Origin of the sequence: Tepidibacillus decaturensis (assembly GCF_001561915.1) — a bacterium.
Lineage (GTDB): Bacteria > Bacillota > Bacilli > Tepidibacillales > Tepidibacillaceae > Tepidibacillus_B > Tepidibacillus_B infernus.
Genome location: NZ_LSKU01000001.1, coordinates 1,013,460 through 1,037,428, shown reverse-complemented (window position 1 = coordinate 1,037,428; position 23,969 = coordinate 1,013,460). Strand labels below are relative to the sequence as shown.

The 23,969-nt window shown below is 34.7% G+C and carries 26 protein-coding genes; 2 read left to right on the top strand and 24 right to left on the bottom strand.

The window, feature by feature from the left end; translation table 11 throughout:
• Positions 1 to 152: 152 nt before the first annotated feature.
• Positions 153 to 356: a hypothetical protein gene (locus U473_RS05085; protein WP_068724010.1), complete on the top strand. Its 204-nt coding sequence runs from the start codon at positions 153 to 155 to the stop codon at positions 354 to 356.
• Positions 357 to 465: 109 nt separating this feature from the next.
• Here U473_RS05085 and U473_RS05080 read toward each other — a convergent pair whose 3' ends face one another.
• The 18 genes from U473_RS05080 to U473_RS04995 form a co-directional block, all read right to left on the bottom strand.
• Positions 466 to 1,002, bottom strand: coding sequence for a tRNA (mnm(5)s(2)U34)-methyltransferase (locus U473_RS05080; protein ID WP_068724008.1), 537 nt, complete (start codon positions 1,000 to 1,002; stop codon positions 466 to 468).
• Complete coding sequence (locus tag U473_RS05075; RefSeq protein ID WP_068724006.1) at positions 1,002 to 1,742, bottom strand: MBL fold metallo-hydrolase; 741 nt, start codon at positions 1,740 to 1,742, stop codon at positions 1,002 to 1,004. Before U473_RS05075 ends, U473_RS05080 begins: the two co-directional genes overlap by 1 nt.
• A gap of 47 nt (positions 1,743 to 1,789) precedes the next feature.
• Positions 1,790 to 2,368, bottom strand: a complete 579-nt coding sequence (gene pduL, locus U473_RS05070; RefSeq protein ID WP_068724004.1) for a phosphate propanoyltransferase — start codon at positions 2,366 to 2,368, stop codon at positions 1,790 to 1,792.
• A 265-nt stretch (positions 2,369 to 2,633) separates the two neighbouring features.
• Positions 2,634 to 3,500: a 2-oxoacid:ferredoxin oxidoreductase subunit beta gene (locus tag U473_RS05065; protein ID WP_068724001.1), complete on the bottom strand. Its 867-nt coding sequence runs from the start codon at positions 3,498 to 3,500 to the stop codon at positions 2,634 to 2,636.
• Entirely contained in the window at positions 3,501 to 5,234 is a 1,734-nt protein-coding gene (locus U473_RS05060) for a 2-oxoacid:acceptor oxidoreductase subunit alpha (RefSeq protein ID WP_153012003.1), read from the bottom strand.
• A gap of 275 nt (positions 5,235 to 5,509) precedes the next feature.
• The gene (locus U473_RS05055) at positions 5,510 to 6,469 is read right to left on the bottom strand and encodes a dipeptidase (protein ID WP_082732386.1); all 960 of its coding nucleotides are present in this window, start codon (positions 6,467 to 6,469) and stop codon (positions 5,510 to 5,512) included.
• Positions 6,470 to 6,534: 65 nt separating this feature from the next.
• Positions 6,535 to 6,795 (bottom strand): stage V sporulation protein SpoVS, encoded by a 261-nt coding sequence (gene spoVS / locus U473_RS05050; protein ID WP_068723999.1) that lies wholly within the window; start codon positions 6,793 to 6,795, stop codon positions 6,535 to 6,537.
• Positions 6,796 to 6,913: 118 nt separating this feature from the next.
• The gene (locus U473_RS05045; RefSeq protein WP_068723997.1) at positions 6,914 to 7,714 is read right to left on the bottom strand and encodes a TIGR00282 family metallophosphoesterase; all 801 of its coding nucleotides are present in this window, start codon (positions 7,712 to 7,714) and stop codon (positions 6,914 to 6,916) included.
• A 116-nt stretch (positions 7,715 to 7,830) separates the two neighbouring features.
• Positions 7,831 to 9,369 (bottom strand): ribonuclease Y, encoded by a 1,539-nt coding sequence (gene rny, locus U473_RS05040; RefSeq protein WP_068723995.1) that lies wholly within the window; start codon positions 9,367 to 9,369, stop codon positions 7,831 to 7,833.
• A gap of 150 nt (positions 9,370 to 9,519) precedes the next feature.
• Complete coding sequence (locus U473_RS05035) at positions 9,520 to 10,188, bottom strand: RecX family transcriptional regulator (RefSeq protein WP_068723993.1); 669 nt, start codon at positions 10,186 to 10,188, stop codon at positions 9,520 to 9,522.
• A 72-nt stretch (positions 10,189 to 10,260) separates the two neighbouring features.
• Complete coding sequence (recA, locus tag U473_RS05030) at positions 10,261 to 11,307, bottom strand: recombinase RecA (protein WP_068723990.1); 1,047 nt, start codon at positions 11,305 to 11,307, stop codon at positions 10,261 to 10,263.
• A 111-nt stretch (positions 11,308 to 11,418) separates the two neighbouring features.
• Positions 11,419 to 13,008, bottom strand: coding sequence for a DEAD/DEAH box helicase (locus U473_RS05025; protein ID WP_068723988.1), 1,590 nt, complete (start codon positions 13,006 to 13,008; stop codon positions 11,419 to 11,421).
• Positions 13,009 to 13,013: 5 nt separating this feature from the next.
• Positions 13,014 to 14,261 (bottom strand): competence/damage-inducible protein A, encoded by a 1,248-nt coding sequence (locus U473_RS05020; protein WP_068723986.1) that lies wholly within the window; start codon positions 14,259 to 14,261, stop codon positions 13,014 to 13,016.
• Positions 14,262 to 14,321: 60 nt separating this feature from the next.
• Positions 14,322 to 14,906, bottom strand: a complete 585-nt coding sequence (gene pgsA, locus U473_RS05015) for a CDP-diacylglycerol--glycerol-3-phosphate 3-phosphatidyltransferase (protein WP_068723984.1) — start codon at positions 14,904 to 14,906, stop codon at positions 14,322 to 14,324.
• The gene (gene rimO / locus U473_RS05010) at positions 14,890 to 16,236 is read right to left on the bottom strand and encodes a 30S ribosomal protein S12 methylthiotransferase RimO (RefSeq protein ID WP_068723981.1); all 1,347 of its coding nucleotides are present in this window, start codon (positions 16,234 to 16,236) and stop codon (positions 14,890 to 14,892) included. Before rimO ends, pgsA begins: the two co-directional genes overlap by 17 nt.
• Positions 16,237 to 16,341: 105 nt before the next feature.
• Complete coding sequence (locus tag U473_RS05005) at positions 16,342 to 17,235, bottom strand: helix-turn-helix domain-containing protein (RefSeq protein WP_068723978.1); 894 nt, start codon at positions 17,233 to 17,235, stop codon at positions 16,342 to 16,344.
• A 15-nt stretch (positions 17,236 to 17,250) separates the two neighbouring features.
• Positions 17,251 to 18,027, bottom strand: a complete 777-nt coding sequence (locus U473_RS05000; protein WP_068723976.1) for a DUF3388 domain-containing protein — start codon at positions 18,025 to 18,027, stop codon at positions 17,251 to 17,253.
• Positions 18,028 to 18,153: 126 nt separating this feature from the next.
• The gene (locus tag U473_RS04995) at positions 18,154 to 18,405 is read right to left on the bottom strand and encodes a DUF3243 domain-containing protein (protein WP_068723974.1); all 252 of its coding nucleotides are present in this window, start codon (positions 18,403 to 18,405) and stop codon (positions 18,154 to 18,156) included.
• A gap of 155 nt (positions 18,406 to 18,560) precedes the next feature.
• Between U473_RS04995 and U473_RS04990 the strand changes: the two genes are divergently transcribed.
• Positions 18,561 to 19,376 carry a DUF116 domain-containing protein gene (locus tag U473_RS04990; RefSeq protein ID WP_068723972.1) on the top strand — a complete coding sequence of 272 codons (816 nt, stop codon included), beginning with the start codon at positions 18,561 to 18,563 and terminating at the stop codon, positions 19,374 to 19,376.
• Here U473_RS04990 and ymfI read toward each other — a convergent pair.
• The 6 genes from ymfI to U473_RS15370 all read right to left on the bottom strand — a co-directional run bounded on the left by ymfI (position 19,348) and on the right by U473_RS15370 (position 23,876).
• Positions 19,348 to 20,079 (bottom strand): elongation factor P 5-aminopentanone reductase, encoded by a 732-nt coding sequence (gene ymfI, locus U473_RS04985; RefSeq protein WP_068723969.1) that lies wholly within the window; start codon positions 20,077 to 20,079, stop codon positions 19,348 to 19,350. The genes U473_RS04990 and ymfI overlap by 29 nt on opposite strands.
• Before the next feature lie 24 nt (positions 20,080 to 20,103).
• Complete coding sequence (yfmH, locus tag U473_RS04980; protein WP_068723967.1) at positions 20,104 to 21,372, bottom strand: EF-P 5-aminopentanol modification-associated protein YfmH; 1,269 nt, start codon at positions 21,370 to 21,372, stop codon at positions 20,104 to 20,106.
• Positions 21,372 to 22,646 carry an EF-P 5-aminopentanol modification-associated protein YfmF gene (gene yfmF / locus U473_RS04975; protein ID WP_082732384.1) on the bottom strand — a complete coding sequence of 425 codons (1,275 nt, stop codon included), beginning with the start codon at positions 22,644 to 22,646 and terminating at the stop codon, positions 21,372 to 21,374. The genes yfmH and yfmF overlap by 1 nt, the downstream gene beginning before the upstream one ends.
• A gap of 118 nt (positions 22,647 to 22,764) precedes the next feature.
• Positions 22,765 to 22,908, bottom strand: coding sequence for a hypothetical protein (locus U473_RS14950; RefSeq protein WP_181482231.1), 144 nt, complete (start codon positions 22,906 to 22,908; stop codon positions 22,765 to 22,767).
• Between the two features lie 44 nt (positions 22,909 to 22,952).
• Entirely contained in the window at positions 22,953 to 23,711 is a 759-nt protein-coding gene (sleB, locus tag U473_RS04970) for a spore cortex-lytic enzyme (RefSeq protein WP_068727477.1), read from the bottom strand.
• Positions 23,712 to 23,741: 30 nt separating this feature from the next.
• Positions 23,742 to 23,876, bottom strand: a complete 135-nt coding sequence (locus U473_RS15370; RefSeq protein WP_255421869.1) for a hypothetical protein — start codon at positions 23,874 to 23,876, stop codon at positions 23,742 to 23,744.
• Between the last annotated feature and the right edge of the window lie 93 nt (positions 23,877 to 23,969).

Genomic DNA, 23,969 nt, shown 5'->3' with positions numbered 1-23,969 from the left:
CCTTTTATGTCAAATTCAGAATTTTGTTTTTGAAGTCACGATGATTATTATATCATATTTTTCATGCGTAGTTAAAGGAATTCATTGGCTGTTCGTATGAGTATTATGTAGACGGGAAGAATATAGATATACCATTCTAGAGGGGGGAAAATATGCCTAACCATAATGATATCTTTCATAACAAAAGAGATTTTGCTAGAGAAGAATTTGCGACTGAATTCTATAAGCCTGTTGGAAGGCCACGAGCTAGAGAAGCTAAATCACAAAGATATCAATATTTTCCTGAGCATAATGAAGGTTTAAAAGGGAAAAAACCTAGTTTTAAAATGAAAGTTGGCTCCCCTAATGAAGGATAGGTAGAAGAAAAGCAGCAGTCGGTAGGCTGCTGCTTTTTGATCCAATAAAGAAAGTATAACTCTCTTTTCATTACTTTTATAAAATATTATTTTTTCTTTTCGACTACAATCAAATAGGGGGGAAGTTAACTTGGTTAATAAACTGATATTTTAATACAGAAAATTGCTTTTGCGGCAGACTCATTAAAAACTTTTCTACTTCTTTCGCTTCATTTCCCACATCGTGTCCAACATAAAGAGCTATGGTAATCAATCCGTTAACCTTTAATAAAGGAAGTAGACCTTCTATCGCTTTAATTGTCGTATCATAATGGGTTGTTATTTTTTTGTCTCCTCCTGGTAAATATCCTAAGTTAAACATAGCTGCAGTGATTGGTTCGTTAATCCATTGTGTTATGTGCTCATGACTGTCTTGAATGCATTTAACTTGATCTAAAAGTTGGTGCTCTTTTAATAACTCCTTCGTTTTTTCTATAGCTTGTTGCTGGATGTCAAAACCATATACTTTCCCACTCTTTCCTACCAATTGAGCTAAAAAAAGGGTATCATTTCCATTTCCGCAGGTGCAATCAACCACGATGTCGCCAGTCTGAACTCTTTCCTTTAATAAGTTTTGAGCAAAGGTTAAGATATGAAACAAAGTCATTAGACAAAAACAACCTTTCCAAACTCAGGTAGATGTAACGTTCCTAAAACACCATAGTCAACTACTTCTTTTTCAATTTCCTTTGGATCATACTTAGGATAAAAATGGGTTAATAATAGCTGTTTCGGTTTTAACCATTGGCTAATCTCTGCCACATCAGATGTTGCCAAATGGGCTGATGGTCGTGCAGGCCTGTCTTTTTGCATATATGTACATTCTAAAATAAGTAAATCTGTTTGGTCTGCAAACGGAGACCACTTTGTACCGGTGCCAGAATCTGCGCCATAAACAAAAGTTTTTTCCCTCGTTTTAAATTTCATAGCAAAACAAGGTACTGCATGCTCTGTACGTAAAAAAGAAATTTCTAAGTCATTTAAATATAACAATGTTTGCTCATCAATGATATGTGGATCAATAAAATGTTGAAAAGGGATCAGATCTGCAATTTGATTTGGAATGCCAGGAAAATAAACTGGTAATGGCTTTGTCCTTCTTTCCATAATAAATTGCATTTGAATTGCGTATTGAAGAACAAGAAAATCGCTCATATGATCATGATGTAAATGTGAAATAAAGACAGCATCTAGTTTATTTAAATCAATCATTTTTTGTAAACGAGAAAGTACTCCACTTCCTACGTCAATTAAATAATACTTTTTCTCATGCTCTAACAAAAAACCAGGACCGGCGTGATCTGGTCCAGGATATGGTGATTGATAACCTATAACAGTTACCTTCATTTGTAATCCCCCTTAGAGAAAAAGCTCCCTTATAGGAAGCTTTCATCTTATTCCTCATATTTTAATACTTCAACCATATCTCCATTTTTTAATCCAGCTGCATTCCCTTCATCTGTATCTACATGGAAATCTAAAGCATAATTAGGAGATACCCTTGCCAAAACATTTTCAAAAATAACTCCACGTTCACCTTCAACAACTACACGTAAACGATCTTGATCTCTTACACCAAATTTTTCGGCATCTGTTGTATGAAAATGAATATGGCGAGCAGCAATAATTACACCTTTTTCTAATTCAACTTCTCCTTTTGGGCCAATAACCTTAACCCCTGGAGTACCTTCAAGATAGCCTGAATCACGAACAGGTGGTTTGACCCCTAAAACAAAACTATCTGTTCTTGAGATTTCAATTTGTGTTTCTTTTCTAACGGGTCCAAGAATACGAATATTATTGATTTTTCCTTTTGGCCCTTCGATGGTAACAACTTCTTCTGAAGCAAATTGACCTGGTTGGGATAGGTCTTTGAGTACAGTTAACTCGTACCCTTCACCAAATAGAATATCTAAATCTTTACGTGAGAGATGAATATGACGATTGGAAATACCTACAGGTACTTTCATCATGAAAACTCCTTCCTAATATGTGATGAAAAAAAACCAATACATATTATACCTTATTTTTTATCAAGATGACAAATTAAACCGAATGAAATACAAGCTTATATTTTGAATATCATATCAATTTATACGAAAAATAATTCTTTTTTTGTATAAATGAGCAAAAGTTTGGATATCCTAGATCTAGGGAGAAATACCCTTTACTTGACCCTCTTATATTATAAATAAAAGACCACCAAAAGGTGGTCTTTTATTTTATTCAACTATTTTCTTATTCAAATTCCTTTAAAAAAGATGTAAAGTCTTCCCGCGATAAGCTCATATCTTGCTTAATAAGTGGTGTTTGTTTAAAATTAGGAACTAAATTTTCATAAGATTCTCTTTCGCTGTCTTTATAAATAATACCGGTTACCAATCCATCATGTTCCATTACCTTTTGCACTGCCAATGAACGGTTAGAAGAATCAAAATCCGGATCGTTATCAAGATTTATAATATTTTCTTTAAACCATTCATAAGTATTAACCTTATTAAAAGTTACACAAGGACTAAAAACATTGATAAAAGCAAAGCCTTTATGCTTCATACCTTCTTCAATTATTTTAGTTAATTGTGCTAAATCTCCTGAAAATCCTTGAGCTACAAATCCTGCTCCAGCTGAGATGGCTAATTCTAGAGGTCGAATTGATGGTTCAATTGATCCCTTTGGCGTACTTTTTGTTTTTGTACCAAAAGCACTTCTTGGTGATGTTTGACCTTTTGTTAGACCATAAATTTGGTTATCCATAACCACATAAGTAATATCAATATTTCTACGAATCGAATGAATGGTATGGTTGGTTCCAATCGCAAATCCATCTCCATCACCACCAGCTGCTAAAACCGTTAATTCACGATTTGCCATTTTTAAGCCTTGTGCAATAGGAAGGGCACGACCATGGATACCATGAAATCCATAAGCATTAATATAGCCGGAAATACGCCCTGAACAACCAATTCCAGATACAATAGCAAAATTTTCTGGTTCTATTCCTATATTTGCTGCAGCTCTTTGAATAGCAGCCTGAACAGCAAAATCTCCACAGCCTGGACACCAGTTTGGTTTGATATCATTACGAAAATCTTTAAATGTTGCCATTTACATCAACCCCTTACATCCATTATAAATTTCCGAAGGTAAGAATGGATTACCATCATATTTTAAGAGACTTTGAACTTTTTCAGCCATCCCAACATTTAATTTGATCAAGTTAGCAATTTGGCCTGTACCGTTGTTCTCAACAACAATTACTTTTTTTGCTTTACTCATTAACGCTTTCATTTCATCCTTAGGGAATGGTGCAACCAAACGAATATGTGCTTGGTTTACTTTTAATCCTTCATTTTCTAAACGACCAATTGCTTCAGCAATAACACCTTGGGTTGATCCAATACCAACAATTAATAGGTCTGCATTATCATGCATCGCTTTAGTATAAACAGGGGTATTAAATTTAACATTCTTAATTTTATTTAGACGTTTATCCATCATCTTTTTACGATTTAATGGATTTTCTGAAGGGCTTCCAGTTTCAGCATGTTCAACTCCAGTTACATGATGAATACCATGTTTTTGACCTGGAATGACACGTGGAGAAATTCCATCCTCAGTAAATAAATATCTCTTATACATTGGGCCTTCCAATTCTGGTAATTCTTCATTTCCTAAGAATTTGCCACGATCAATTTCTATCCTATCATAATCTAGAGGTTCCACCGTTTGTTTCCCCATACCTAACGCTAAGTCTGTAAGCACAATAACAGGACATTGATATTGATCAGCTAAATTAAAAGCTTGCACTGTATCATAGAATGCATCCTCAACAGAGTTTGGTGCAATTACAATTTTTGGAATTTCTCCATGACTTCCGTAGAGAGCCGCATTAAAGTCACTTTGTTCATTTTTTGTGGGTAAGCCTGTACTTGGGCCTCCTCTTTGCACATCGATAATAACAATAGGAGTCTCTGTAATACCAGCTAAACCGATTGCTTCCTGCATCAAAGAAAGACCAGGTCCAGAAGTAGATGTCATTGAACGGGCACCACCATATGATGCACCGATTGCCATCGTAATAGCAGCTATTTCATCTTCAGTTTGGACAACTGAACCATTCAACTGAGGCAATTTTTTAATCAAATATTCCATTACTTCAGTTGCAGGTGTAATTGGATAAGCTGACATAAAGCGAACTCCAGCTGAAATACATCCGAGTGCAACAGCCTCATTACCAGTCATAAAGAGCCGCTTTTTCCCATCTGCTTTGGCAAGTTGAAAAGCCTCTAAGGGTCCATTTGTTTCTTTATTGATAAATTCTGCACCTTGATTAAGTGCTTCCATATTTTTATTTACAACTTCTTGACCTTTCTTCAAAAACATTTCTTCTACTATTTCTTTAAATATCTCTGTAGGTAAACCCAGCAATGCACTTGTTGCACCAAGAGCAACCATGTTTTTCATCAATGAAGTACCAAGATTCTGGGCAATTTCAGTGATTGGGACTGAAAAGAAACGAATATTTTCTTTTGTCACAACTGGATTAAATTTAGAATCTGCGATTAAGACGCCACCATTTCGTAATTCCTTACTGTTCAAATCAATGGTTTCTTGATCAAAAGCTATTAAAATATCTAAGTCGTCTGAAATCGCTCTCATAGATTCAGTGCTTACACGAATTTTATAGTTTGTATGACCACCTTTAATTCTGGATGAAAAATGACGATAACCAAATAAATGATATCCTAAACGATTTAATGCAATAGCAAAAATTTCCCCTGTACTATCAATTCCTTCCCCTTGCTGTCCGCCAACTTTCCAAGAAAGTTGATTAATCATTTTCTCCACCCCTTTGAAATGGTTAAATAAAAACTGTTTCTATGAAACTACTATTTTTTCAATTTCTCCCCTTCACCTCACATCTACAATTACCTGAAACTTATTCAAGTGTATGCTTTATTCAAGAAAAATGCAAACCGTTTACAATATTGTATTTGTTTTTAGAAGATGCAGGAACAAAATATATTGCTTATTTTCTAAAATCAACGGTTATTTCCTCATTATTTCAAAGAATCTTTACATTTTTCGCAATATTTAATAATGTTTAGTAATTATTATAAGATTTTTTTATAATAATTTAACCAATTCTTACCTAAAATGCCTTGCACCTGATCATCTGGGTAATGTTTAGATAATACATTCGTTAAACAATTTATTCTGCTGGCGTTTTCCAAACCAACTACTGGAGTTGCACCATCAAAATCGGAACCTAATCCAATATTCGATATTCCCCCTAATTCTGCAATATGTTCAATGTGTTTGACTAAATCCTCAATATTTGGGTCTTCCTTATGAGCTGTAAAATCTCTAACAAAGGTAACCCCGATCATACCACCATTTTCGATGATTGCTTGAATTTGTTCATCTGTTAAATTCCTTGGGTGGTTGCAAATTTGTCTACTATTTGAATGTGAGGCAATAATAGGAGCTTTGGTTAATTCAATAACCTCCCAAAACCCTGTTTCAGCTAAATGGGAAACATCGATCATCATTCCTAAGCGATTCATTTCTTCTACAACAAGTCTGCCAAACGAGGTAAGCCCTCCATTTCTAGATTCTCCAACTCCATCAGCAACCTCATTAGCATGATTCCATGTTAAACCCATTGCTCTCACACCAAGACGATAAAAGGCTCTTAGTTTTCTCAAATCTCCTTCGATTGCTTCAGCACCCTCTAGTGATAATAAAGCTATTTTTCTCCCTAATTTTAAACCGGATTCAATTTGTTTAAAATTAGTAGCTAATTGAATTTGATTAGATCTTAAAATCTTTTCATAAAAATCATCTATGGATTGCATAGCAATGGAAAACCTAGACGTCTTAGAATAAGTTGAAACAAAAATAGCGAATACCTGAACGTCGATATTTCCCTTTTCCATATTGGGAAAGTTCACATCTAATTGATTGCTTGCCTCATAAAAATCAATATCTGGATAATTTAACATTTTCCAAAGGACATCTGTGTGCGCATCAATGATCAATTTATTTCTTTCCTTTCTTGAAGTTTTTTTCATTCCATTTTCCTAAACACGGAGAAAAACCTGTCTTCCTTGGGGAAAACAGGTTCTCAATGTCGGACTTATCTAGGCTCAACGATCAACTTAATAGCGGTTCTTTCTTCGCCATCAATCACAATATCTGTAAATGCAGGGATGCAAATAAGGTCAACACCACTTGGTGCAACGAAACCTCTAGCAATTGCTACTGCTTTTACAGCTTGATTAAGTGCACCTGCACCAATCGCTTGAATCTCAGCGGCACCACGTTCGCGTAGCACCCCAGCTAGTGCACCAGCAACAGAGTTGGGGCTAGATTTTGCTGAAACTTTTAATACTTCCATGGATTGTAACCCTCCTTGAATGATGGATGATGAACACTACTATGATATATATTCGTTCAATACTTAAAAAATTCCTTCTAGTCCAAGAAAAATATCAAAAAATTTCGAATAACTTTCATTACATATTCCATAACGGATGTTCTTGATCAATTCGAATTCTTTCTATACTTTTTGCTTTGCCAGTATCAGAATTAAGTTCGATCATAACGGCATTGATTTGCCACCTTCCATTCTTGTCAACTTCAAACCTTTGTGGTAAAGACGTAAGAAATTTATCAATTACAGCTTCTTTACTCATACCAAGGATCCCATCATAAGAGCCAACCATTCCGATATCTGTAATATAAGCTGTACCTTTTGGTAGAATTCGATCATCAGCTGTTTGGACATGGGTATGTGTACCAACAACTGCAGAAACTAGACCGTCTAAATACCAACCCATTGCTTGTTTTTCAGATGTCGCTTCTGCATGGAAGTCGACAATGATATTTGGGGTTATACTTTTAATTTTTTCTATAATTTCATTTGCCTTTCGGAATGGACAATCTAAAGGAGGCAAGAAAGTTCTTCCTTGAATATTGATTACTGCTAATTTATATGCATTAAAGTTGATAATTGTGTATCCATTTCCCGGTGTCCCGATAGGAAAGTTAGCAGGCCGTATTAAATTTTTATAATCATCAATAAACTCATAAATCTCTTTCTGATCCCATGTGTGATTTCCCATCGTGAGCACATGAATCCCCAATTCGAAGAATTCTTTTACAATTTTCTTATTAATGCCCCTTCCTGAAGCTGCATTCTCAGCATTTGCTATGATGATATGCGGTTGATATCTCTCCTTAATTTTCAATAAATGATCTTTTAAAGCAGATCTCCCAATCGAACCGACAATATCACCAAAAAATAAAATTCTCAACGATTTTCACTCCTTGATTTTATGTATACCATCTTAAAATCATTTACTAATCATACCTTTTTATACAATATCATAACTGAATCATATCTGAAAAAAATAAAGTGGCATTCGCCACTTTATTTTGCATATTCTACAGCTCTTGTCTCCCTAATTACGGTTACTTTGATATGCCCAGGATAATCGAGCTCATTTTCGATTCGTTTTGTAATATTTCTAGCAAGAATATAGGATTCATTATCATCAATATGCTCTGGATTAACCATTATTCTAACTTCTCTACCAGCTTGTATAGCATAAGACTTTTCCACGCCATCAAAGGATTCTGATATCTCTTCTAATTTCTCTAATCGTTTGATATAAGTTTCAAGAGTCTCTCTTCTCGCGCCAGGTCTTGCGGCAGAAAGCGCATCTGCTGCCCCTACTAATACCGCGATAATTGAAGTAGGCTCTACATCTCCATGATGGGATGCAATACCATTTACCACTACAGGATGTTCATTATATTTCTTCGCTAACTCTACCCCAATCTCAACATGAGATCCTTCAACTTCATGGTCGATCGCCTTTCCAATATCATGAAGTAATCCTGCTCGTTTTGCTAATGTAACATCTTCACCTAATTCGGTAGCCATAAGTCCGCATAGATGGGCAACTTCTATCGAATGCTTCAATACATTTTGACCATAACTTGTTCTGAATTTAAGTCGTCCTAAGATTTTAATTAAGTCAGGATGTAAATTATGCACCCCAACTTCAAAAGTGGCCTGTTCACCATATTCACGAATTCGCTCATCAACTTCTTTACGTGCCTTTTCAACCATTTCTTCAATTCGTGCTGGATGAATTCGACCATCCGCTACCAACTTTTCCAATGCCGTTCTTGCGATTTCACGTCGAATCGGGTCAAATCCTGAAAGAATAACTGCTTCAGGGGTATCATCTATGATAAGGTCGATCCCTGTTAAAGTTTCTAGGGCTCTAATATTTCTACCTTCTCTCCCTATAATACGACCCTTCATTTCGTCATTTGGAAGAGCTACAACGGAAACTGTGGTTTCAGCAACATGGTCAGCTGCACAACGTTGTATAGCCGTGGTGATAATCTCTCTTGCTTTCTTATCTGCTTCCTCACGAGCTTGTTGCTCGATCTCTTTTACCATCATAGTAGCATCATGACGTACTTCGCGTTCAACATTATCCAGGATCATTTGCTTTGCTTCTTCTGTACTTAGTCCAGAGATTCTCTCTAATTCCGCAACTTGTTCCTGTAATAATTCTTCAACTTTTGCTCGCGTCTCTAATATGTTTTTCTCCTTTTGATTCAGAGTTTCTTCTTTACGCTCCAACGATTCTATTTTTTTGTCTAAGGTTTCTTCTTTTTGCAATAACCTTCTTTCTAGACGTTGAATTTCGTTTCTGCGTTCACGAATATCTCGATCAGCTTCACTTCTAAGCTTATGAACCTCATCCTTTGCTTCTAAAATCACTTCCTTCTTAGAAGCTTCAGCATCTTTCTTTGCTGTTTCTACGATTTGTTTCGCTGCTTCCTCAGCACTGGAGATCTTCGCTTCTGCAATGGACCGGCGAATAAAATAACCTACACCTATTCCTGCAGTTGTTGACGCAAGCAAAAGGGCGATCTCTGTAAAATCCATAACGTTCACCTCCTTTTGCTTACCTAAAAAACAAGACCGATCCCAGCTCGGCCTTTGAACTCGTTCATTTCATCTTTTCTTATTCAACTAGAATTTACAAAAATATGAAAATGATAATCATATCAAATCTAGATATGCACCATAATTGTATTATTCATGCGAATAGTTGTCAAGATGTCCAAAAAACCAATCCTTTAATTCTTGGAGTACTTGGTTAATAATGGGATAGGAGAACCCTTTTCTCTGCAAAAAAAATGCTAATTTCTTTTGAACTTGATGCCATTCTAGATGAAGATACTGATGTACCTTTTTTTTCGCTAATTGTAATGCTAGCTGGTATTCTTTTTCATCATCGATTTGATTTAAAGATTCTTCAATATCTTCATCATTTAACCCTTTACTTTTTAATTCTAAAGCTATTAATTTTTTCCCCCTAGGTTTTAAACGAATCCTTTGCTCAACAAATTGATTTGCATATTGTTTATCATTTATCCATTCCTGTTCTTCTAATTGGCGTATGACATGGAGAACAAGTTCAAACTCATACCCTTGTTCCAACAAATGTTGTTTTACTTGCTTTTCAGTTCTATGTCTATAACTTAGATATTTCAAAGCTTTTTGCCTGATTTTATTCTTTTCTTCTTCTTCTAAGATTTTAATAAATAGTTCTTCATCTATTTCTTTGCCTTTAAGTAGTCGAAAAGAGATTAAGATATCTTCGTGAACAGAAAATGCATAATGTTCATCTAAATAAATATTAAAACGCTTAGCGTTATTTTTTTGCTGTTCTACTTTAGTTATCATCTTTAATTTTGACATCTCGTTCACCACTTGAAAAAATAATATTATTAAATAAAGCACCCTTAAAAAGGTGCTTTATTCTATACCCATTTAGACTTCAAATAAGGCTTCTTCTTCCTCTTCTTCCGTTGCACTTTTAGAAACAGCCTTACCTAAACTGTGATATTCTCTTATCTTCTGTTCTATTGATTCGGCAATCTCTGGATGCTCTTTTAGATATTGTTTCGCATTTTCCCTGCCTTGTCCAAGACGCTCATCATTAAAAGAATACCACGCACCACTTTTTACAATAATATCCAAATCCGAACCGATATCTAATAAACTACCTTCTTTAGAAATACCTTCACCGTACATTATGTCTACGTCAGCTTGTTTAAATGGCGGAGCAACCTTATTTTTTACAACTTTTATTTTTGTCTTGTTACCCACCATATCATTACCTTGTTTGATCGTTTCAGCTCGTCTAACCTCTAAGCGAACACTGCTGTAGAATTTTAATGCTCTACCCCCAGGTGTTGTTTCAGGGTTGCCAAACATCACTCCAACTTTTTCACGAATTTGGTTAATAAAAATAGCGATTGTTTTTGATTTACTAATAGCTCCTGATAATTTTCTTAAAGCCTGAGACATTAACCTTGCTTGTAATCCTACATGAGAATCACCCATTTCGCCTTCAATCTCAGCTTTTGGGACTAAGGCTGCAACTGAGTCGATAACAATAATATCAACTGCACCACTACGTACTAAAGCTTCAGCAATCTCCAAAGCTTGTTCACCAGTATCAGGTTGGGAAAGTAAAAGTTCATCAATATTAACTCCTAAATTCCTGGCATACTGAGGGTCTAAAGCATGTTCAGCATCAATAAATGCAGCTTGTCCACCAATTTTTTGAACTTCTGCAATTGCATGCAAAGCAACAGTTGTTTTACCTGAGGATTCAGGGCCATATAACTCAATGATACGTCCTTTTGGATATCCACCAATGCCTAAAGCAATATCTAAAGCCAAAGAGCCACTTGATACAGTTTCAACTTGCATGGCTGCATGGGCTTCCCCGAGTTTCATAATGGAGCCTTTTCCAAATTGTTTTTCTATTTGACGTAACGCCATGTCTAATGCAGCTTTACGATCACTCACCGTCTTCTCCCCTTTTCTAAAATATTTTCTACCACTCTTTAAACTTATCTTATACCGAATTTAAAAAATATACAAGAGTTTTTTACGAACGTTTATTCTCTTGCTGTTTAACTAAACTTTTTGTGATTTAGGCCTAGCAGGCTCTAAAACAATTCGATATCCATTTACTCTTGAATATCTTAAAGCCTCATATACAAATGGAGCTACCTCCTCAGGAACCTCAATAAATGAAAATTTTTCAAAAATGTTGATTTTACCAATCGATTGTGCTGGTATATCAACCTCCTCTGAAATCATATGAACAATCTCTTTCGGAGTTAACTCTACATTTCGTCCTATATTCATAAAAAACCTAACCATTCCAGGTCTCGCACCTGTTTCTCCAAAATCGTATTCATCTTGAACACTTTGGGAAAGAAATTTGTCTACAAAAGCCAAGTTGAATGCAGCAGAAACAATTTCTTTCCAATCATATTGTTGCGCTAACTCGTCCAATAAAAGGTTAAAATCTGCTAGCTTCTCTTGATTGTTTTCTATTATATCAATCAATTGTTTTTTCCATTGTTTCTGTTGAATCAATTTTAGTTCTTCAATAGTAGGTAATTCCTGTGGGGTGATTTTATTTTTTACTTCTTGTTCAATTGTTTTCAACAATTTGATTTCCCTTGGTGTCACAAGAGTAATGGCAATACCAGTCTTTCCAGCTCTTCCTGTTCTACCTATTCGATGGACATAACTTTCAGGATCTTGTGGGATATCATAGTTAATAACATGAGATACGTTCCCTACATCTATTCCCCGAGCAGCAACATCTGTCGCAATTAAAAATTCAATTGTTTTTTCCCTAAATCTCTTCATCACTTTGTCCCGTTGATTTTGGCTTAAGTCCCCATGCAAACCATCGACAATATATCCCCTTGCAAGCAATGATTCAGTTAGCTCATCCACAGTCTTTTTGGTTCGACAAAAGATAATACCTAAATCTACTTCATGATGATCGATAATCCGACATAGACTATCTAATTTATTATTTTCCAGAACTTTATAATAAACTTGTTCAATAGAAGGTGCTGTGACTTCACCTCTGTTCATAGATATAACTTCAGGATTTTTTAAGTAGCGATTTGCTAGTTTTTTAATTTCATATGGCATGGTTGCTGAGAATAATAATGTCTGTCGATCATTAGGAGTCTTACGAATGATTTCTTCAATATCATCAATAAAACCCATGTCTAGCATTTCATCTGCCTCATCCAACACAAACATCTTTACATCCTGTAGTTGTAATGTGTTTTTACGTATATGGTCTAGAACTCTGCCAGGTGTACCTATTACAATATGTACTCCTTGTTTAAGTGCACGAATTTGATGTCCTATTGATTGTCCTCCATAAATAGGCAATACTTTAAGTCGTTTGTATTTGGCAATTTTCCTCAGTTCTTCTGATACTTGAATTGCTAATTCTCGAGTAGGAGTAAGAACAATACTTTGAACTTTTGGTTGTTTTGTAACGAGTTGAACGATTGGAATACCAAATGCTGCTGTTTTTCCTGTACCTGTTTGAGCATGACCAATTACATCTTTACCTTTTAATATGACGGGAATACATGCCTGCTGAATAGGAGAGGGTTCTTCAAATCCCATCTCATGAATAGCTCGATTAATATCTTGTTGTAACGATAATTGTGAAAATTGATTCATAAATCTTATGTCAACCTTTCTTTTAGTCTTTCCCATAAGTAATAATAAGCATATTTGGCTGCCCGGAGCTGAATAAATGTCCGACTTCCAGACAGATGGATTTCTTTTACTACCGTGTTCTTTCCTTTTTCACTAATTCCAATATAAACCAAACCAACTGGTTTATTTTCAACCGGATCAGGACCTGCAATACCGGTTATAGATACAGATAGATCAGTATTGAATAATTTACGGTTTTCATTTGCCAATATTTCAGCAGTCTCCATGCTTACAGCACCCTTACTATCAAGAATTTCTATTGGCACATGAAGTATATGGTGTTTGATTTCATTATTGTAACAGATGACCCCGCCTTTATATACTTTTGAACTTCCAGAAATCCTTGTTAATTGTCTTCCAAGCAATCCACCTGTACAACTTTCTGCAGCAGATAAGGTTAACTGTAGGCGATCTAGTAAGTGAAAAACAACTTCTTCTATTCCTTCCTCACCATTAGCATAATGGTGATTTTTCAAACGATGATGGATCTCATTTTCAACCGGTTCAATTATGCTTAAAGCTTCATTTTCTGTACTTGCATGTGCTGTTAAACGTATAGTTACTTCCCCATCTTTTGCTAAGGGTGCTATCGTAGGGTTCTCTTGTTTTTCTATCAAGTCAACAATCCTTTCTTCAAGGGCTGATTCGCCGATTCCCATGAATCTCATCACTTTGGAATAAAAAATATGTCCTTGGTATTGTTTTTTTATCCACGGTACAAAGTATCGGTCAACCATTGGTCTCATTTCACTTGGGGGTCCAGGAAGGAAAATATAATGAATTCCTTCCTTTTGAACAGCAATGCCAGGAGCCAAACCGTGATCATTAGGAAAAATTTCACTTCCTTCAATCACCATTGCTTGTTTTTTATTGTTCTCTGTCATTGTGGTCTTTCTCTGTTCAAAAAAAGAAATGATCTTCGCAAATGAAGGCTCGTCAAGGACTATACGAAGATTTAACAACTCTGCCGCACTCTCTTTTGTAAGATCATCTTGTGTAGGCCCTAAACCACCTGTTAATATGATCAAGTTTGAACGTGTCTGAGCTTGTTTAATGACTTCTTTAAGTCGCTCACCGTTATCTCCAACAGTTACATGATAATAGATCGGAACCCCTAATTCAGCCATTTTTTGCGAGATATACTGTGCATTTGTATTTGCAATTTGCCCTAACAAAAGTTCTGTTCCTACTGCAATAACCTCACCTTTTAACATGACCGTTTTCCTTCCTTCCATTTCCAAAAGATAATAGTAGGCTATTACCTACTATTTTTCTTAACTGTGTTTAGTTATTCTGATCACATGCCTATTTTTCAGAAAATAATCAACACCTGAAAGAATCGTCATTAAAACAGCAATCCAAATCATCCATTGGTCTACGGCAATATTAAAATAAGAAAATGGAAAATTGTTAAGCATTAATAGGACAATCGCAATAATTTGTGTCACAGTCTTTAATTTGCCAAGTTTACTTGCCGCAATCACATTTCCTTCAGCAGCTGCAACTAGGCGTAAACCAGTGACTGCAAATTCTCTACTGATAATCACAATAGCAATCCAAGCAGGTAGACGTTGCATTTCAACAAGGGAAATGAGTGCAGCAGTAACTAGTAATTTGTCTGCCAAAGGATCTAAAAATTTCCCTAGGTTCGTAACTAACTTTCTTTTTCTAGCAATATAACCATCTAAACCATCTGTACTGGCTGCAATAATAAAGATGATCGTCGCTATCAATTCACTGTATGTTGTAATTTTCCCAGCTATCATAATTTCTCCAAAATCAAATTTGATAAGTAGAAAAACCATGATTAGTGGAACTAAAAAGATTCTGGCAAGTGTAATTTTATTTGGAAGATTCACTTTCTATACCCTCCCCAAAGAGGTCAAATTCAAAAGAATGTGTAATTTTCACATTAACGATATCTCCAATATTTGCCTTGTTGATGCTCACAAATACTTCCCCATCAATTTCTGGAGCATCAAATTGTGATCTACCAACAAAAACTTGGCTTTTTTCGTCAAATCTTTCTAATAATACTTTTAATTCTTTACCTATAAAACGATCGTTTCTTTTTTTTGCGACTTCCCGCTGAACTTCCATCAAAATATTTGCTCTCTTCTCTTTTACATCTTGAGGGACTTGTTGAGGAAGGCGAGCTGCTGGGGAACCTTCTTCTTCCGAATAAGTAAAAACCCCTAAGCGATCAAATTGAACTTCCTGAATAAAATGAAGTAGCGATTGGAAATCCTCTTCAGTTTCTCCTGGAAATCCAACAATAATAGAGGTTCTTAATGCAACATCGGGAACACGAGTGCGGATTTTTTCAATTAATGCCCTTATATCGGTTTGTTGTCCAGGTCTACGCATTTTTTTTAGAATATGATCTTCACTATGTTGTAATGGCATGTCAATATATTTGCATAACTTGGGGTTCGTTGCAAAAAGCTCAATTAGTTCATCAGAAAAGTATCCCGGATACAGATAGTGAAGGCGAATCCATTCTAAGTCTTCAATCATTGATAATTCATTAATAAGTTCCGATAACATTATTTTATCATATTTATCCATCCCATAATATGTAGTATCTTGTGCAATGATACTAATTTCTTTAACTCCTTGAGCAACAAGATCTTTTGCTTCGTTAATAATGGATGGAATTCCACGACTTCTAAACTTTCCTCTTAATGAAGGAATCACACAAAAAGTACAAGAATGGTCGCAACCTTCAGCTATTTTGATATAAGCAGAATAAAAAGGTGTTGATCGTTTTCGAGGTAAAGATTGTTCATAAGAAAATACTGGATTACCAATAAGAATTGGTTTTTTTCCAGCTAAAGAGTCTTTAATTACTTCTACTATTTGATCAAAGTCACCAGTGCCAACGATTCCGTCAATTTCAGGCATTTCCTTTAATAATTCCTCTTTGTATCGTTGGCTTAGACATCCTGTAACAATTAACGACTTTAACCTCCCAGTCGATTTGTAATCTGCCATATCTAATATGGTATTCACTGACTCTTCTTTAGAAGCATCAATAAAACCACAAGTATTAACAATAATAACATCAGCTTCATCTTTATTTTGTGTAATGGAGTAACCCTCTTTTTCCACTAAGCCTAACATAATCTCAGAATCTACTAAGTTTTTTTCACACCCTAAAGTAACAATTGACACCTTTTTTTGCTTCATTCATTCCCCCAACTTTCTACCAAGCCTTAATTCTTCACCAAGTATAATACAAGAAAAAAAAGTGTCAAAAAGGCCTCAAAGAGGAGGCCTAGGTCTTGTCTGTTCCTATTGGTTTACTTGTGTTGAAGGTTCCTTCCTTACTATAGAAATGTATTTGGGGCCATCTTCAATTCCTGCCTTTATTTTTTCATCGTTTATATAGAGTTCAACATTAGCAGCATAACCCAAATGAACCCATATTGGTTGGTCTAACTTTATTTTTTCAGTTTCTTGGCCATTGTTCATTATTCCTGTCATGATCTGTTTTCCCTTTGCATCAACTTGACGAATATCATACCAACTTTCTCCAATAAATTTTAATTGAAGTTCCACCTTTTCATTTACTGGTGCTAAAATTTCATATACATCCATTGGTCTATTTTTATAAGTAGAAGAATTTACCTTCGTTATTTGTAGATTAGACTTTGTTTGCTGGTTTTCTTTTCCAGGATTTATTGTTGAATTTTGCCCATTATTTGTAGAAGTTTGATCCTGTTCCTGTTTTTTAGGTGGTGGTTCTGTAGTGCTAAAGTCAATTTTCTCGATCGATTTCCCAGGTATGGTTTCTGGCTGTTTTTCAAAATTGGTAACGATAAACCTGTAAATAAACAATAAAATTAATCCTATTAAGATATAAACAAGGGATTTAACTAACCATTTTCCCCATTTTGATGGAGGTCCAGCCATGGATTGATAATCTTGGTGTATGGTGATCTCCTCAGGTTTTGAATAGTTAAGCGAGGATTCGTATTCTTCCAACACACTTGGGTCCAGTTCCAATACTTCTGCATAACTTTTAATAAAGGCTTTGGCATAAAATTGTCCTGGCAGTTTATCCAAATTCCCATCTTCTATTGCCTGAATATATCTTGAACGTATCTTCGTAATTTCTTGTATCTCTTCAATTGTATACCCCTTTTTTATGCGTACTTCTTTAAGCATATTTCCTAATTCAGACATAAATACACCTCCATTCTAACTAATATCAAAAGATGAAAATCCTGTGTTGATCAAATCGTAACTGATTTCCTCATCATTATGATTGCGTAGTTCAATGATATAATCGAAATCATCATTGTCAAATTCTGTTTCTCTAATAAAAATATCTGGGTGCTCAATTACTTTTGTTGCAGGCATTCTCATAATTTCTCTTACTAATGAATGGTGTCTTTCATTAGATCGAAGAGTAGATACAATTCCATCAATAATAAAAACATTATCTGTATTAAATTCATCATCTGCTAATTGGTTTCTAACCGTTTGTCTAAGTAATGTAGAAGAGATAAAGGTCCATCGTTTATTCGCAGAGACACTACCAGCTACAACAGATTCCGTTTTTCCTACTCTCGGTATTCCTCTAATTCCAATTACTTGATGTCCTTGCTTCTTAAATATTTCGCTTAAGAAATCGACTAATAAACCTAGATCGTCTCTAGTAAAACGAAATGTTTTATTATCAGTTACATCCCTACAAATATACCGACCGTGTCTTACAGCAAGACGATCGAGTATAGTTAGAGGCCTGTAAGCAGTGATTGTAATATTTTCAATATATTTTAACACATCACCTAATAATTTGATTTTCTCTTCGTCATTCGTTTGAAGAATCATTCCTCTTTTTTGCAGGTCTACTCCATTTATTGTAACAATGTTAATAGACATCATACCCAAAATCGAAGAAATATCTCCTAATAGTCCCGGCCTATTTTTATGAATTTGATATTCCAGATACCATTGATGTTCAACATTCATTTTAAAACCTCACTCAGCTTAGTTTCATACTGTGAGTTATTCTACATCATGGATAGATTTCCTTTTAATTTTAAAAAAAACTGAAAAAAAGCCCCATCAGAGGGGCAATTTTTTGAAGGGTTTTTATTATTGTTTTTTATCAACCATATTTACCATAACTTGTGCTAATGTTTTTTGTTGCTCTTCGTTACTTGCATCCCATAATTCTTTTAATAATCTTTCTTCATTATTTTTTGGATCTACTTGTGCTGCTAAATAATCTCCTATCTGGTATGCAAGATTAGAAATGGTTTCATTATTCATTCCCATTTTTTGAGCTTGATCCACCCGTTCATTTAAAAAATTCTTCCAATTAGAAAAATTATCTAATACTGACATAGATTTTTAACCTCCTGTTTAGAATTTTACGGATAGTTTTTCCGTTCATTTTGTAATATGTATGTTTTTAACATATTTTATACAAAAAAAGGTGAATAAAAAAGAATAATACGTTACAAAATATTGATATATTAACAATGAAAGGGATTGATGAAATGAATTCTAAGCAAGAATACGTTGAACTTAAACCAAGACGATTAGGTGATGAATGGGAAAATTGGAATGGGCAAATTGAACAAAATGAGGGGAATCTTGCAACAGATTCGAAATTATTTTTATCTCTAGTCTCACTCACAAATATCCTTTTACTAGGGTTGATTTGGACAGTCTATTTTTTTATACGACCTCATATATCTAATTTTATGACTCATAATTTTATAAATTGGCTTACAATCAGTATAACTGTTCTTATCCTTACTTATTTTATTTTGTTTCTATTAACATTATGGTTGAAAAAACCTTTTGTTTTTTATCTCAAAGATAAACAATTAGCAGATTTAATAATCACCAAAATCTCATTAGGAATAGGAAAAAAATTAGGTTTTTCATACGATCGGATCGTCCATTCCATGCTACAGGTTGGGAATCATTTGACACGTATTCTCTATCAACCGATTGCAAAAGATGAACTTTTAATTTTAGTCCCTCGTTGCTTATCAAAGCAAACGAGGGAAGAACTTATAGAGCTTACCAAAAGTTATCATTTAAACTTTCATATCGCAGCTGGTGGGTCGCAAGCGAGAGAAATATTAAAAGAAAAGAAGTCAAAAGGTATTATCGCTGTTGCTTGTGAACGTGACCTGTACGCAGGAGTAAAAGATGTGCCTTCACATATTCCAGTGCTTGCAATTGCCAACACTCGCCCAGAAGGTCCTTGCACAAATACATTAGTAGATTTGGATCAATTAAAATCATCGATTGATTTCTTTCTTGATGTAAAGCTTAATTCCAGCCACCATCGATATGAATAATTTGACCTGTTACGTAAGCGGAATTTGAATCTAAAAAATGATAAACCCATTCTGCAATTTCAGATGGACTAGCAAAACGTTGAAGTGGTATCTCTTTCTTCATTTCCTCAAGTTCCAGCTGAGAAAAATTCGCCATCATATCCGACATCACTATTCCTGGAGCAATTGCATTAACGGTAATGCCTGAAGGAGCAAGTTCTTTTGCTAGCGCTTTCGTGAATGTATTGATTGCTCCTTTTGCCATTGAATATAAAACTTCATTGGCTGCTCCTTTTTCACCCCAGATTGAAGAAATATTAACGATTCTCCCATATTTATTCTTTATCATTTCTGGAATCACTTTTTGTGAACAAAAATACGCACTCAATACATGTGAATGAATGACCTTTTGCCATTCCTTAAAACTGACATCTTGGATAAGACCATAATGAGAAATTCCTGCTGCATTTATAAGAATACTAGGATGTAACCCAAGTCGGGCAATATGTAAAAACAGATTATTGATCCCTTCTATTGTTGATAAATCTGCTTGTATCGTCCACAACCTAACCTGATGATTAATAAACTGTTGTTCTATTTCTTTTATTCGATCAAGATGTTGGTGATATTGCATAATAACTTCGATATTATTCAGTAGTAAATGTTTTGCAATTGCAGAGCCAATGGTACCTGAAGCACCAGTAACTAACGCTATATTTTTCATTCCCGTTTTTCTCCTCAGCTTTCCCTAAGAATGTACAATTGAAACAGCCATTTGCTCAAAATTGAAATGTTCTAGTTGAACTGTAATATCTGATAGGTTTAAACTCTCAAGAGTTGGCAATACATCAAACAATATCGCTTCATTAAAAATATATCGTGTAAATTCGTTTGCAATATATTCAGGGGAATTCATTTTCCTTAGGAAGTCCCCAATTTTCTTTTTCTTAACTCGATTAAAATCATCAAGATTTAACCCACCTGTTTTTTTCTTTTCTAATACCTCTTTCACTCGATTGATAAATTTGTCTGGATCCTTACTATTACCCCCAATTAAAGAAAAACCATATTGATTCTCTATTTGATATTCAAAGCCAAAGTCTTCATCAATTAATCCTTGATCAAGAAGTTCCTGATATAAATCCGATCCAGTACCAAAGATCATTTCTAACAAAATTTGAATACCAAATTCTCTTTTTAAAAAATCTTTACCAGTTAACCCTATTTGTTGATCTTTAAATCCAACTAAAACTTTTGGTATTGAAACTGTTAACTGAATCTTGTTGCGATCTTTCACTTCAGCATCTTGTGGAGGGTAATTTCGCTCAACTTTTTTTCTTTTAGTAAAGACTTTTTGAGATTGATTTTCTTCAACTACTTTGAGAATTTCTATTGGATCAATTCCACCAACAATAAAAAGTACCATATTGCTTGGATGGTAAAATGTTTGATAACAAAGATCTAATTGTTCCTTTGTGATTTGATAAATAGATTCTACTGACCCAGCAATATCAATATGAATGGGATGGTTTGAATACAAAGATTGAATTAATCCAAAATAAAGTCTCCAATCTGGATTATCATCATACATTCTTATTTCTTGTGCGATAATTCCCTTTTCTTTCTCAACATTTTCATCTGTAAAATAAGGATGTTGAACAAAATCTAATAAGGTGTTAAGATTTTCCTTTACGTTTTGTGTGCTTGAGAAAAGATAGGTAGTTCGATCAAAGCTTGTAAAAGCATTAACTTGAGCTCCCTGCATTGCAAAACGATTAAAAATATCCCCATCTTCTTCTTCAAACATTTTGTGCTCCAAAAAATGAGCAATACCATCCGGTACATTAAACAACTGCCCATCTATCTTGAAAGAACGATCAATCGACCCATATCTAGTCGTAAAGGTTGCATATGTTTTTTGATAATCCTTTTTAGAGAGCACAAAAACACGTAATCCATTTGTTAACTGTTCTGAGTATACTGTTTCAGCTAATTGTTCAAAAAAGATTTTTTCCATCAAGATCTGTCCTTTCTATCTTTTAAAAAATAAATCGTATCTATTTTGATTTTTTGAGCTACTTGGGTAATCTCATCAATGGTTGTTCTTTCAATTTCCTTTAATATTTGATCCAAAGATCGATTTTTTTGACTTAATACAGAATGATATTCAAAGTCAATCAACTTTCTAGGACGATCAAGCATCTCTCTTAATTGATTAGATAAAACAGCCTTCGTTTGTTCAAATTCTTGGTTAGAGATCTGCCCATCTTTCATCAATTTCAATTGCTCTTTAATGATCTGAACTGCTTTATCATAATTTTCAATTTCAATTCCACTTTGGATGGTCATGATTCCTTTATGACTATCCAATCTTGAAACAGCATAATAGGCTAAACTAGCTTTTTCCCTTACATTAACAAATAATTTAGAATGGGAAAAACCACCAAGGATTCCATTATATAAGAGCAATGCAACATAATCATCATCTTGAATACTTGTAAAGGTTCTTAAACCAATGTTTAATTTTCCTTGCTTCACATCAAGCTCTTCAACGATGACTTTCTCTTGATTAACGGGTACATGTACTTGTGTAGGAGACAATGATTTCACCTTACGATGATTAATATGAAACAGACGCTGAATCTCTAGTAACAGTTCTTCAGAGTTAAAATCCCCTACAATAAATAAATCAATAGGGGAAGTTTTTACCCAACTCTGGTAAAAGTCATACAAATTTTTAGCGGTTATATGATCCAAGTCTTCAATTTTCCCATCAGGTAAAAGGTGGTACCTTTCTTCCTTACACATATGATCGATCATCTTCATTTCAGCATATTGGATTTTATCATCCAAAATACTATTGATACGATTCGCTAATAATTGCTTTTCTGATTGGACAAAATCAGGGTTAAACCCCTCATCCACTGTATAAGGATTTGTTAACAAATCACTTAATAGGTGTAAGGACTGTGCTAATATATTTATTGCTTCTTTGATAAACTTTTCGTTTGCTACTTCTAAATTAAACTGGACGATTTGCTTTTCTCCTCTTTTAAAGACGTTGACATGGAATAATGCTCCATATAATTGATCTAATTTTTCTTGAATCATTTGATTTGAAAGTAAATGAGCAGTCCCTCTTTTCAAGATATTGGGGATCAACGATATTTTTGTAACATCCTCTTCTGTTAACTCTTGGACGATATTTAGAACAATCGTATTTGTTTTGAATTTATTTGTTTGCAAATAATGAACCGTTATATTATTTATTTGAGAAGTAGATAGTCTCAACAGTAATACAACTCCTTCCTATTATCATCCAACTACCATCTTTCACCATATTCTCTATTATAATCTTTATTCTTGCCTTTACAAAATAAAAAGGAGGCTATTTACCCCCTTCTTCACTTTATAAATCACTTTCATAAATGACTTGGTCCTCTTTTATTTCGTTAATACGACCACAATTAGGATCTAAACAAAGCATTCCTTCAAATTGGCCATCTTTATAATACATTCCTTTATCACTACCACAATATTCACAATTCCACAAATAAATTCACTCCCGTAATAAATGGTCTATTATACTATCTTGTACTATTTTGCAAAAATATGTTTTCCAATTTTCTTAATCTGTGGTCTTGACCAGATCCAGCCAGATGTTGCAGTGTCAGGGTTAAAATAATAGATCGCACCCCCTGTTGGATCCCAACCATTTAAAGCATCTCTTACTGCTTTCTCAGCTGTTTTATTTGGGGTTAACCAAATCTGTCCATCAGCAACCGCTGTAAAGGCACCTGGTTCGAATATGACACCTGAAGGAGTATTTGGGAAAGAAGAGTGTTTCACCCGATTAAGAATAACGGCAGCCACAGCAACTTGACCAACATAAGGCTCTCCTCTAGCCTCCCCATATACTGCATTCGCCATCATTCGAATATCATTAGCTGAGAAACCTCCTCTTGAATAAGTAGATACCTTTCTAGTCAATGTAGGCTTTTTAGCTACCTTTTTGGGAGCAGTATATTCTGGCCGCCAGTGTTTCGTCGCTTTCCAAAGCTTTAACTTAGTCTTAGGACCAACAAGACCATCTATCTTTAAACCAAATTCATATTGGAAAAGGCGAACAGCTCTATACGTTCTTAAGCCGAAGACCCCATCAACTGGTCCAGTATAAAATCCTAATAATTTTAATCTACCTTGTAATTCGTAAACATCTCCGCCTCTCATTCCTCGGACTAAAATAGTTTTACCAAAGGATTCTTGGTCCGATTTAAACCATTCATCATATGAAACATAGATACCTGTTAACGCTAATGTGATTGAAAGCAGGATAGCTAACATTCGTTTGTTCATGTTGATTCCTCTTTCTTTCATAAATTAATTTTACTCCTTTATATTCGGTCTTTCAGGATGCATTGGCGGCTCAAATGGCTCAGCTTCTGGAGGGGCAGGAGGAAATACCTCTGGTTGATTGATATGTTCTATTTCTGGGAATTTGGCTCTAATTCGTATAAACATTTTCTCATCCTCCTTAACATTTTTGCTTAGGTTTATCTTTCCCCATTTATCATAATTTTTACATGAAATCTTGATACAATAAAAAACAGTCCT

What these genes read in the sequence shown, in the direction of transcription:
- U473_RS05005 (WP_068723978.1), bottom strand. Translation starts at nt 17,235, where the DNA reads ATGTCTGAATTAGGAAATATGCTTAAAGAAGTACGCATAAAAAAGGGG.
- rimO (WP_068723981.1), bottom strand. Translation starts at nt 16,236, where the DNA reads ATGAAGCAAAAAAAGGTGTCAATTGTTACTTTAGGGTGTGAAAAAAAC.
- U473_RS05085 (WP_068724010.1), top strand. Translation starts at nt 153, where the DNA reads ATGCCTAACCATAATGATATCTTTCATAACAAAAGAGATTTTGCTAGA.
- U473_RS05065 (WP_068724001.1), bottom strand. Translation starts at nt 3,500, where the DNA reads ATGGCAACATTTAAAGATTTTCGTAATGATATCAAACCAAACTGGTGT.
- sleB (WP_068727477.1), bottom strand. Translation starts at nt 23,711, where the DNA reads ATGAACAAACGAATGTTAGCTATCCTGCTTTCAATCACATTAGCGTTA.
- pduL (WP_068724004.1), bottom strand. Translation starts at nt 2,368, where the DNA reads ATGATGAAAGTACCTGTAGGTATTTCCAATCGTCATATTCATCTCTCA.
- U473_RS05035 (WP_068723993.1), bottom strand. Translation starts at nt 10,188, where the DNA reads ATGTCAAAATTAAAGATGATAACTAAAGTAGAACAGCAAAAAAATAAC.
- U473_RS05000 (WP_068723976.1), bottom strand. Translation starts at nt 18,027, where the DNA reads ATGAATGTTGAACATCAATGGTATCTGGAATATCAAATTCATAAAAAT.
- rny (WP_068723995.1), bottom strand. Translation starts at nt 9,369, where the DNA reads ATGGATTTTACAGAGATCGCCCTTTTGCTTGCGTCAACAACTGCAGGA.
- U473_RS05025 (WP_068723988.1), bottom strand. Translation starts at nt 13,008, where the DNA reads ATGAATCAATTTTCACAATTATCGTTACAACAAGATATTAATCGAGCT.
- U473_RS05055 (WP_082732386.1), bottom strand. Translation starts at nt 6,469, where the DNA reads ATGAAAAAAACTTCAAGAAAGGAAAGAAATAAATTGATCATTGATGCG.
- U473_RS04995 (WP_068723974.1), bottom strand. Translation starts at nt 18,405, where the DNA reads ATGTCAGTATTAGATAATTTTTCTAATTGGAAGAATTTTTTAAATGAA.
- U473_RS05075 (WP_068724006.1), bottom strand. Translation starts at nt 1,742, where the DNA reads ATGAAGGTAACTGTTATAGGTTATCAATCACCATATCCTGGACCAGAT.
- spoVS (WP_068723999.1), bottom strand. Translation starts at nt 6,795, where the DNA reads ATGGAAGTATTAAAAGTTTCAGCAAAATCTAGCCCCAACTCTGTTGCT.
- U473_RS05080 (WP_068724008.1), bottom strand. Translation starts at nt 1,002, where the DNA reads ATGACTTTGTTTCATATCTTAACCTTTGCTCAAAACTTATTAAAGGAA.
- ymfI (WP_068723969.1), bottom strand. Translation starts at nt 20,079, where the DNA reads ATGAAAAATATAGCGTTAGTTACTGGTGCTTCAGGTACCATTGGCTCT.
- U473_RS04990 (WP_068723972.1), top strand. Translation starts at nt 18,561, where the DNA reads ATGAATTCTAAGCAAGAATACGTTGAACTTAAACCAAGACGATTAGGT.
- U473_RS15370 (WP_255421869.1), bottom strand. Translation starts at nt 23,876, where the DNA reads ATGTTTATACGAATTAGAGCCAAATTCCCAGAAATAGAACATATCAAT.
- U473_RS05060 (WP_153012003.1), bottom strand. Translation starts at nt 5,234, where the DNA reads ATGATTAATCAACTTTCTTGGAAAGTTGGCGGACAGCAAGGGGAAGGA.
- yfmH (WP_068723967.1), bottom strand. Translation starts at nt 21,372, where the DNA reads ATGGAAAAAATCTTTTTTGAACAATTAGCTGAAACAGTATACTCAGAA.
- U473_RS05020 (WP_068723986.1), bottom strand. Translation starts at nt 14,261, where the DNA reads ATGTTAAAAGGTGAGGTTATTGCAGTAGGAACAGAACTTTTGTTAGGG.